8 protein-coding genes are annotated in these 9,966 nt (G+C 62.3%); 6 read left to right on the top strand and 2 right to left on the bottom strand.

The annotated features are described in order from the left end of the window. Window positions 1–1,321: hypothetical protein (locus AB1609_08370; GenBank protein ID MEW6046483.1), on the top strand; the 1,321-nt coding region annotated here is incomplete at its 5' end. A gap of 236 nt (window positions 1,322–1,557) precedes the next feature. Here AB1609_08370 and AB1609_08365 read toward each other — a convergent pair. After that, window positions 1,558–2,595 (bottom strand): NAD(P)-dependent oxidoreductase, encoded by a 1,038-nt coding sequence (locus tag AB1609_08365; GenBank protein ID MEW6046482.1) that lies wholly within the window; start codon window positions 2,593–2,595, stop codon window positions 1,558–1,560. Then, window positions 2,579–3,508 (bottom strand): LysR family transcriptional regulator, encoded by a 930-nt coding sequence (locus AB1609_08360; protein MEW6046481.1) that lies wholly within the window; start codon window positions 3,506–3,508, stop codon window positions 2,579–2,581. Before AB1609_08360 ends, AB1609_08365 begins: the two co-directional genes overlap by 17 nt. A gap of 175 nt (window positions 3,509–3,683) precedes the next feature. On the opposite strand from AB1609_08360, the gene AB1609_08355 reads away from it, so the two are divergent. The 5 genes from AB1609_08355 (at window position 3,684) to phoU (ending at window position 9,377) form a co-directional block, all read left to right on the top strand. Further along, the gene (locus AB1609_08355) at window positions 3,684–4,640 is read left to right on the top strand and encodes an SDR family NAD(P)-dependent oxidoreductase (GenBank protein MEW6046480.1); all 957 of its coding nucleotides are present in this window, start codon (window positions 3,684–3,686) and stop codon (window positions 4,638–4,640) included. Between the two features lie 178 nt (window positions 4,641–4,818). Further along, window positions 4,819–6,135, top strand: a complete 1,317-nt coding sequence (locus AB1609_08350; protein MEW6046479.1) for an MFS transporter — start codon at window positions 4,819–4,821, stop codon at window positions 6,133–6,135. Between the two features lie 26 nt (window positions 6,136–6,161). Continuing rightward, window positions 6,162–7,538, top strand: coding sequence for a radical SAM protein (locus AB1609_08345; protein MEW6046478.1), 1,377 nt, complete (start codon window positions 6,162–6,164; stop codon window positions 7,536–7,538). Continuing rightward, on the top strand, window positions 7,531–8,595 hold the full coding sequence (locus AB1609_08340) for a hypothetical protein (protein MEW6046477.1): 1,065 nt from the start codon (window positions 7,531–7,533) through the stop codon (window positions 8,593–8,595). The genes AB1609_08345 and AB1609_08340 overlap by 8 nt, the downstream gene beginning before the upstream one ends. A 128-nt stretch (window positions 8,596–8,723) precedes the next feature. After that, a complete protein-coding gene (gene phoU / locus AB1609_08335) occupies window positions 8,724–9,377 on the top strand; it encodes a phosphate signaling complex protein PhoU (protein MEW6046476.1) in 654 nt (217 codons plus the stop codon). Window positions 9,378–9,966 lie beyond the last annotated feature (589 nt).

Raw genomic sequence — 9,966 nt, 5'->3', positions numbered from 1 at the left:
GGCGGTCGCGTTCGCCGTCGAGCAGCTCGGGTTCCACGCGTGGATGGTCGGCGTAAACGGCACCCACCACTACGCGGAAGACCTGCTCGAAATCGCCGCGCCCTGGGAGTTCGCCCAGGACCCACCGGATGCGGGCGCGGAGAAGGTGCGGCTCTACCGGCTCACCCGGGAGGCCAAGCCGCTGTTCCGGTCCCTGGCGCCTCGCGACCTGCGGGAGAAGATGGCCGGCCTGCCCGCGCCGCTTTCTCTGGAGGACCTGGCGCGGGCACTGGCTTCCCACCTGCCCGGCGGGCCCGATTCCCCCGCCGCGCGGCTCGCCCTGGCCTGGCGGCTGAACACCAGCCCGGAGTGCTTCGAGCGCGTGGAACTCGAGCCCGGGCGGGCCGCCTACCGCGCCCGGGAGCAGGCGCCGGACGGACCGGCGGCCGAAGAGGCGGCGGACGGCCGGGTCGAGCAGAACGCTGCCCTGGCCGAGGCCGAGCGACTCTTTCCGCCCGATACGGGGCTCTACCGCAAGGGGGCCGATCCGCAATCGGGCACCATCACCCTCTACTTCCACTTCCCCCAGGTCGCCGAGAAGAAGTGGCAGGACAGGATCGCACAGCTTGAAGCGGTTACCGGGTGGAGCGTGCGCGTGCACCCGGAGGCCCACATGGGCGTGCTGGCGGAGGCCGCCCGCCGGGTGCTCCCCGAGGATTGGGTGCTCCTCCGCAACCCTTCCGTGGACCGCGACCGCAGGGTGGTCACCGTCCGCTGCCAGGTCCCGGACGGCGCCACAGAGGAAGACTTTGCCACCGCCCGCAGCCACTTCCGTGAGGAAACCGGATTTGACCTGGAGCTCGACGGCCGCGGGGTGCCCTGGCTCGACGCCGCGGCGGCAGCAGACCCGCACTCCGGCCCGGCTGCAGCTTCCAGAATGGAGATCAACCAGGCATTCGCCGCCGTCAGGGCGGGGCTCGCCGCCGCGGGGGCCACGGTCTACCGGGTGGGCAGGAAAACCGGCCCGGGCGGCGACTACATCGAGGTCTCCTTCATCAGCCCTGCCTTGGCTGAACGCTTCCGTCAACCCATGGAGGAACTCTCGCGCCAGACCGGCTGGCCGCTTGAGCCCAACCCGGAGCCCAACCAGCACGAAATCAAGGCCATCGCCCGTTCTCTTATTCCTCCTGAGTGGGGACTAAAGAGGGAGCCCGCCTTCTTCAGGGAGCGCATGGCTTTGCGGGTTAGCCTAACTTCCCCGCCCAGTGTGAGCGACCCCGGGTGGGTAGAGGTGGCCGACCGGTTTACCGAGCTGACGGGTTGCACAATGGAACTGGGATGAGAAGAAGGCGGATCGCACCGGCGTGGCCGGCTCATCCGGACCGCTCTTCGTCCCGGCCGACTTCGCTTCACCAGCTCGTACGTGGCTCCAGACTGGCCGTGTGGTCACCGCCCGAGAGAGGTTCAACAAGCAGAAAACCCGCGGCTTTCCCGCGGGGAAAAGCGGCCGGCCTATCCGCCTTTACGCTAAGCAACACAGGCAACCAGCCTCAGCGGACTTGCCGTTTCGCCACACGTTCATGATACGCCGGTCGTTTGTACGGGGACATTGACCGCACCCGAGGGACGCCTACCCTCGAGGACGTCCAATATTGCCTGCGCCTGGGCGCGCGCTATGGCTGCTCGCGTTTCCGCGATGGCGGTACTGGCATGGGGGGTGAACACCGTCCGCTCTCTCAGTCCAAGAAGGCATTCGGGAATCGCCGAAACCTGCCGGTTTGGAACGTAGTCTTCCATCTCAAAGACGTCCGCCGCGTAGCCGCCCAGCCGACCAGCACGTAGGGCCTCCGCCACCGCCACCTCGTCCACCTGCGATCCGCGGCTGGTGTTAACAAGGAGCGCAGTTGGCTTCATCAACCGCAGTTCTGCATAGCCGATCTGGTGGTAAGTCGCCTGGGTTAACGGGCTGCATACACAAACGAAATCCGATAGGGCCAGAAGCTCCTCCTTCGTGACCCAGGTGACACCGAGCGCCTGCTCCAGGGACGCAGAAAGGCAGTTCGGCTGCCAGTACAGTATCCGCATGGAAAAGCCCAGTCCCCTTCTGGCTACTGCCTGCCCGATCTGGCCCATGCCGATTATGCCCAGCGTCTTGCCGAATACGTTGAGACCAGGGAAACGAGGCCGGGGTTCCCATCCCCGGAAACGCCCGCTCCGGACGAACTTGTCCCCGGGAAGCACTTTGCGCGCCAGGGCAAGGAGCAGTGCCCATGTCATGTCGGCAGTCGGCTCAGCCAGAATCTCGCTTACGCACGCGACCCAGATACCCAAATCCGTCGCCACGTCCACGTCGATGTTGTCATAGCCGCGTGCAAAAGACGATATCACCTTAAGTTGCCGACACCGCTTGATGACGTCGCCCGTTATGCGGTCCCGGGCACACACGCACAGAGCGAATGCATCCTGGGCGCCGGCGATGATTTCCTCGGCGGTGGGTGGGCGCCTGAACGGTGCTAACGATACCCGACAGAAGGGCCTCAGGAGGCTGGGGCCGTCAGGAGGTGCCCAGTGCGTGTAGAAGACCTTGGGGCGATTTATCCTACGTTGCTGCACCATTTCCAACCACCTCGACCGCAAGGGCTTCCTTCATACTCCTCAGGAGAGATAGGAAACGTCTGGTGGCAGCCGTGAGGTACCTGTTACAGGGGTAGATAAGGGAAAAGGTCTTGTACATCTGCACTCCTTCGATGGGAATGCAGCGGAGGACCCCCAGCCTCACCTCCCGGTACACGGATGACTCAGTGACGATCGAAACACCCAGGTTGGACTCCACCGCCCTTTTCACTGCTTCTGTGCTACCAAGCTCTAGGACCACATTGATCTTGCGACTGATCTCACCTAGCTCTCTGTCCAGTATCCTCCTGGTCCCGGACCCGCGCTCCCCCGTTACGAAGGGTCGGTGCAGCAGTTCGTGAGGGCTTATGCTATCCCTGGACGCCCAGGGCTCTTCCGGAGACACAATCAAGACCAGTCTATCCTTGATCCAGGGCTCAACCGTAATCTGGTGGCCCTCCTCGACCTCCGCCTCCACAATGCCAACATTTAACTCACCTTCGCTTACCTTGGTTGAGATCACCCGTGTCCGATCGATTAATACGCTGATACTTATTCCTGGAAACCTCTGTTGGAACATGGAGAGAATGCGGGGGAGTACGTAGACACCTACATTACTGGTTGCTCCAACGCGCAAACTGCCCCTTTGACAAGTCTTGAACTCACTGATTGCGTCCATAGCCTCCTGGGCCAGGTGAAGGATAGCTCTGGCGTAGCCGTGCAAGACCTCGCCCTCATCCGTGAGCACATAGCGCCTGTTGCGGAGTTCGAACAGGGGCACCCCGTAGTACTGTTGCAGCGCTTTGATGTGCATGGAAACAGTCGGTTGGGCATAACTCAAGGCATCGGCGGCCCGCGAAACAGTCCCATGTTCCGCCAGAGCAACAAATGTACCAAGCAGATTCAGAAGGTCCATAATGTTCCTCCTATTATCGGAGCTAATGCTAGAATCACGAACTCTCGCTTGTGATTATGCTACCTACCGGCTAGCATGTCAATGGAATGGGTGGCACGGAAAGGGGGCTGCGACCGCGGGAAAGTCATACCGAGGTTCTCATTGTGACCGAATGTACGTGAAGGAGGGAACTGCAGTGCAGGGACAACGAGTAGTTATCACAGGCGGGACCGGGTTCATTGGCTCCCATCTTGCCGAGCGGCTGGTCGAATTGGGCAATAGGGTTGTAATATTCGACAACTGTGCCGAGCACGACCTGTACGAAGAGACCAGGGAACTGCTCGAAAAAAGGAAGGACTACGTGACGTATGTGCAGGGCGATGTGCGAAACAAGGGGGCCGTGGACGCGGCCATTAAAGGGGCTGACGTCGTTTACCACCTCGCGGCGCTGCTGGGTACCAGTGCTCGCTTCGGGCAAGAAGTGCTCACGGTGGAGGTCAATGTTATTGGGACCATCAACGTCCTTCAGGCCGCACTCGACGCAGGCGTGAAATACTTCATCCATCCCCCGCGGCCCGCGCTCACGCAGTGGCTCACCCCCTACATCATCAGCAAGACCGCCCAGACGCTGTTCACCGACATGTACCACCGCGTATACGGGCTGCCCACCGTTGGCCTCAACATACAGAACTGTTACGGTCCCCGTGAGCGGTCAGTCTTGAGGGCTGACACTCGGCGCCCGGGAGAAGGACGGAAGCTGGTCGCTACCTGCATCGTCGCCGCACTTAAGAACGAACCCCTGCCCATCTTTGGAGATGGCACCCAGTCCTCGGATTTCGTCTATGTCGACGACGTCGTCGACGCACTCGTTAAGGCGCCGACAGAGGCAGCGGTAGGCCACGTCATGGATATCGGCACCGGCATATCTACACCGGTCAAGAGGGTCGCCGAACTGATCATCGAGCTGACTGGGAGCAAGTCGAAGATCGAGTACCTGCCCATGAGGACCGGGGAAGTGAAGCTGCACACCAAGGCCGACCTGTCCGCGGCAAAGCAGTTAATTGGTTGGGAACCCACCACCAGCTTGGAGGAAGGGTTGCGAAAAACCATCCCCTATTATGCACGACTGCTAGGGGTGCCGTCGCCAATCTAGGGGAGTGTAGTGCCTGCCGCGACGCGCAACTCGATTCATGCCCCGAGGGGCTGCTCCCTTGTTCACATCGCGCCTGGGATCCCGTCGAGGCGCTCGCGGGATCCCAGGCCTCCGGCAAGGAAGAAGTCTCTATGGTTAAGTCGTGTCAGGTTCAAAGGGGGGAGTTCAGGTGGCTTCGATGCAACAAGTCGGTATGCAAAGCAAGTGGCCCGAACTCGAAGGGCTTGACCTCACCGAGCAGCAGAAGTTCTATTACGATCGGTTCCGTTTCTGGCGAGTCGTCATAGCTGCGTCCGTGTTTTACAGCTTCTACTACCTCGGTAGGTTGAACTGGGGCATCTGCATGCCGTGGATAATCAAGGATCTGGGGATAAGCAAGGCGCAGGCCGGGCTGGGGGCTACTCTGCTGCTGTGGGCTTATGCCGCGGGCACGTTCGTCTCCGGCCGCCTGGGCGAAACCGTGGGCGAGCGACGTCTGTGTCTCATCGGTGGCGTGGGCACCACTATACTGAACTGTCTCATTGCGCTGCAGTCAAGCCTCGCGGCCATCTTTGTGCCCTGGACCGTGAACGGGTTCATCCAGGGGCAAACCTACGCTCCCGTCAACGGCATGATCAGCAACTGGTATCCCAAGGCCAGGCGCGGCCGCGCCACCGGTATATTCGCCACGTCCATGGGGCTCTCCACCATAGTGGCGTGGGCGGTAACCGGTCAGGCCGTGGCCCACTTCGGATGGCGCTGGGCCTTCACCTGGCCGCTCATCGGACTGACCCTGCCGCTGACGCTAATGTTCTACTTCGTGTCCAGAAACAGGCCCGAAGACGTGGGCCTTCCGCCTTACAGGGAGACTGCGGGGGGCATTTCCGCCCAGGCGGAGATGGTCAAGAAGGAACAGATAGCCGGTGCGAAGGCATGGGCCCTGCTGTTCAGGAACTGGAAGTTCGTGCTGATGTGCGTCGCCTCGTTTACGGTTTATGTGGCGCGGTACGGGCTGCTGACCTGGATTCCCTTGTTCTACGCGGAGACCGCGGGGATCCAGCTCAAGGACGTACCCATCATGACCTTCGCCCTGCCCATCGGTATGGCGTTCGGGCCGGTCCTCGGCGGTTGGCTATCCGATGTGGTCTTCGGCGCCAAGCGATGGCAGATGGTGACCATATACTCCCTGTCAGCCGCCACGGTGCTCCTGGTCATGGGCTTTGTCCCCGTTAAGACCATGGGTCTGGCGTGGGCAGTGGCGTTGCAGGTGGTGGCCGGCCTACTCGTTCTAGGCGTCAACGGTGTCCTGTTCACGCTTGCTTGTGACTTCGGAGGGCGGCGGTTGGCCGGTACCGCAGTTGGCACCATCAACCTGTTCAACTATCTAGGTGCCGGCCTCCAGGGCGTCGTCATCGGAGGCATCCTTCAGGCCACGGGGAGCTGGGCGGCGGCGTGGGGGTTCTGCGGCGGCCTGCTCGTTCTGGCCACCATCTTCGCTATAATAGTGCGGGAGTGACTGTCCCGCTCCATGGGTGAGCCGAGTTGCGGGTAACACTGGTAAACCCCCCGTGGCAGTTCTACAACCCTGTGAAGCTGTACCCGCTCGGGATATCCTACCTGGGAGCGTTCCTCCGCGAGGAGGGACGCTCCCAGATCACCCTGGTCGATCTCAATGCGGAGATACAGGATCCCTTCCAGGTCCTCGAGCGATCGGTAGAACTCGTGGCGTCGACGGCACCGGACGTACTCGGCCTCACCTCCTGGACGGTTCACGCCCCGTTCGTGGTGGAGTTCGTCCGCCGGTACAAGGCACGCCACCCCAACGTGGTCGTGGTCCTGGGGGGCATTCACGCCTCGGCAGCAGCAAGAGAACTCATGTCCCTCTGCCCTGCCGATCTGGTGGTCCACGGCGAAGGGGAGCACACCCTGTCCGAACTGCTGCTGGCTCTGGAACAGCGCAGATCCCTCACGAGCGTCCCCGGGATTTCACTCCGGCAAGGTTCTCAGATCGTCCCCACCCCGAAGAGGCAGTTGACCCGCGACCTGGGCTGGTTACCCTTCCCGGCTTATGACATGTTGCCGCCCATGGAACAGTACCAACCCTGGAACCGGCGCTTCGTGTTTTCGGTTATGGGCAGCCGCGGCTGCCTTCACAGCTGTGCGTTTTGTTCGGGAAACCGCTTCTGGGGGTACCAGCGCTGGCGGACGCCCCAGAGCGTTGTCGAGGAGGTCAGGTGGCTGACGTCCCGGTTTCGGGTTGGTTTCGTCAGGTTTGAGGACGACGACCTGCTACGCCACAAGCCCTGGGCGGAGCAACTGCTCGCTCTCCTGGGTCCGGTTGGGGTACCGTTCAGTTGTCTGGCGCGTCTGGACTCGGTGCGAGACGGCATGCTCGAACTCCTCGCCCAAGCCGGCTGCAAGGAGATTTACCACGGGCTGGAGAGCGCCTCCCCGAGGTTGCGCAAGTTGCTGGGCAAGGATATGCCGGAATTCATCGACGCCGAATGGTGCAAGCGGCTGGTGGCTCGGGAACTGTCCCTGGGGATTACACCCACGCTGTCCGCCATGATCGGGATTCCCACCGAAACGGAGGAGGAAATGTCGGCCACGGTGGAGTTGCTGGCGCAGTTGCGCAGCATGGGCGCGCGGGTTCAACTGTGGATCCTTACGCCCTACCCAGACACCGAGATGGTCGAGCAATGGCGCGAGCGGCTGGTCCGCGTCGACCGCTGGCGGATGTTCGGGCAGTTCGATGTCTTCTCCGAGGTCACCCGAGACGCGTACCGGTGGTTGGTACGCAAGCACCGACTTATGGTCCCCGACTACTGGATGTTCGCCAACGAAGCCGGCGTCCGTAGAACCGGGGAGGTGTTCTCCCAGGCGAGGGGGCGCTTAATGGGGGCAGTCGACCTTGTCTGACGCGCTGTGTGCCCGCGTCTATCGGATAGACATGCAACTGCGAGAGTTTACCGGTTCATTGGCGGCCCCCGAGCCCTGGTATGTACCGGACGCGGGGCTTCTGCCCACGACTGCGGAGGGGTTCGTAGTGTGTGCAGGGACGCCTGAAGACCCCGTGGTCGCCTTTGACGCTTTCCCATACACGGGGCGCACGGGCACACTGAGGGTACCCGTGCTGCGGGCGGGACGGGTGCTGGCCATCCACGGCGGGTGGGGGCGTAAGGAGGTCGGCTACTTGCTGGCCGGGTTGCACCGGCTGGCGCGCTATGTGCACGCCCTGCAGGTGGAGCTCGAGGCTTACCGGCAGGTGTGCGGCCCCATTTTCTTCCCTTCGTCGTCCAGCAACATAGACGTCTGCAACGACCCCGAACTGTGCCGGCTACTTGCCACGGAAGGGATTCCCGCTGTCGACGTCAGTGTCACCTACCAGTTACCCATAGACGAACCCATAGCCCGTAACACCCCATCCCACCTGGTGGTGCGACCAGCCCGACCCGGAACCCAGCAGGACCGGGAGACTTATTACCGTCTGTGGAAGCAAGGCCGTGGCCTCCGTGTCGGTGGGGCACCGCCCGCAGGTCCCCTCACCGATTTACGTCCATGGTACGGGGATGCATGCCTCTTGCTCGATCGGCCGGAATACATCTTTATCGCCGAACAACGCGGCACACCCATCGGGTTCATCCACTGGTCGCCTAACTGGTACCGGATGGCAGCCAGCGGGGGCAGGGCGGTCACGCTAGCCCTTTCCGCCATGGAGGGGACCCTCCAGGTAGCAAGGCGAATTGGTGAAGCCAAAATCTTCAAGCTGGTGGTTTCGCACCGGGCTGGTAGAGACGTCGTCGCCGTTGCTGAAGCACTGTTGACGGCGGTCCTACGCGTGATGAGGCTGCAATTCGGTGTTCGCCTCTGCCAGGTAAGCGGAGTGAGGCAAGGCGATGCCACCGTCAAGTCATTTCTAAAGGGGCTCGGGTTTACACCTGTCCACGAGATGGCCACCTATTCTTTCCCGGCCTGAGTAGATCCCTCAGGCACCGGGGCTGCCCGGAAAAGGACGCAACCTGAGGCAGCCCCGGGGAATGGAGTTCGTACATGTCACCTTCACCATGTGCCGCATCCCGGAGTTGTTTCGAGGGAGGCGCGAAGGTGCGTAGTTCTTTTGAAGAGGCACTGCGCAACCTGCGGGAGGACTTGCTGCGCCTGGGTCACATGACCGCGGAAGCTATGGCCCTTTCCGTGGACGCTCTCAACGGGCAGGACGTGGAACTGGCGAAGAAGGTGATCGCCGGCGACGAGGCCATCGACCGCCTGCACTTGGAGATCCAGAACCGGTGCATGGAACTGATTGCCATCCATCAACCCATGGCCGGGGACCTGCAGATAATTGGTGCCGCCATGGTCATCGCCATCGACCTGGAACGGGCGGCCGACCACGCCGAGGGGATTGCTTCCGCGGCCCTGCGCATTGCGCGGCAGCCGTTGCTGAAACCCCTCATCGATGTGCCGCGCATGGCCGAAGTGGTGCAGGGTTCGATTAAGAAGGCGCTGGAGGCTTTTGCGGAGCGGGACGCCAGGAAGGCGGCCAAGGTGGCGGCGGACGATGATGTGGTCGACGGACTCTGCTCCCAGGTGTTTCGCGAGCTGCTCACCTACATGATGGAGGATCCCCGGAACATCTCCCAGGCCCTGGAATTGATTCTGGTCGTGCAGCACATCGCGCGGATGGGGGACCATGCCACCAACATCGCGGAAAGGGTTATCTACATGGTCACGGGGGATCTCCGCGGCCTCAACTTCTGAGCGGCACCGATTCGCGGTGTGGGCCCTGGTGCTGGTGGGCATCCTGCTGGCCGTGTTGGCCCTTGGGGGCTTGCTGTCGGGAAGCCTGTGTACACACCGTTACCCCGACCGGGTCCACCTCGGTGCAGCTGCCGAGTTGCTGGCGGAAGTGTTCATGCCCCGCCACCCCGAAATATCGGTCAACGTGCAGGGTGGAGACTTCAGCCGAACCGCGTTCCCCGGTGCCGCCGACATAAATGCCCAACCCATACGCGGAGCATCACTATCGCCTCTTCAGCTGCTCTTGCAACCCACGGTCTCTCACGAAGTATGCCCATACCGCCCACGTCCTGAAGCACCCAGCGACGGAGCACATCTCCACCACCCAGCGAGGGGGTAGTACCGCGGGCCCGGACACCCTACGTTATGCGACACAAGCAGGCGGCCTTAGCAGCCGGGGAAAACGCCCCCACCCCGGCAGCCGAAGGCCGCCCGTGTCGCATAATGAACGAAGTTGACCCATCCACGAGAGCCAGCACGCCGTGATCAGAGATCACTCGCCGCCGGCCAGCCAGTCCTCCCGAGATATCTCGGCTCTGCGCAAGATCCG

This window comes from Bacillota bacterium, assembly GCA_040754675.1.
In the GTDB taxonomy this organism is placed as follows: Bacteria; Bacillota; Limnochordia; order Limnochordales; family Geochordaceae; genus Geochorda.
Note: the sequence above shows the minus strand (reverse complement) of the source record. Positions and strands in the feature narration are given on the sequence as shown.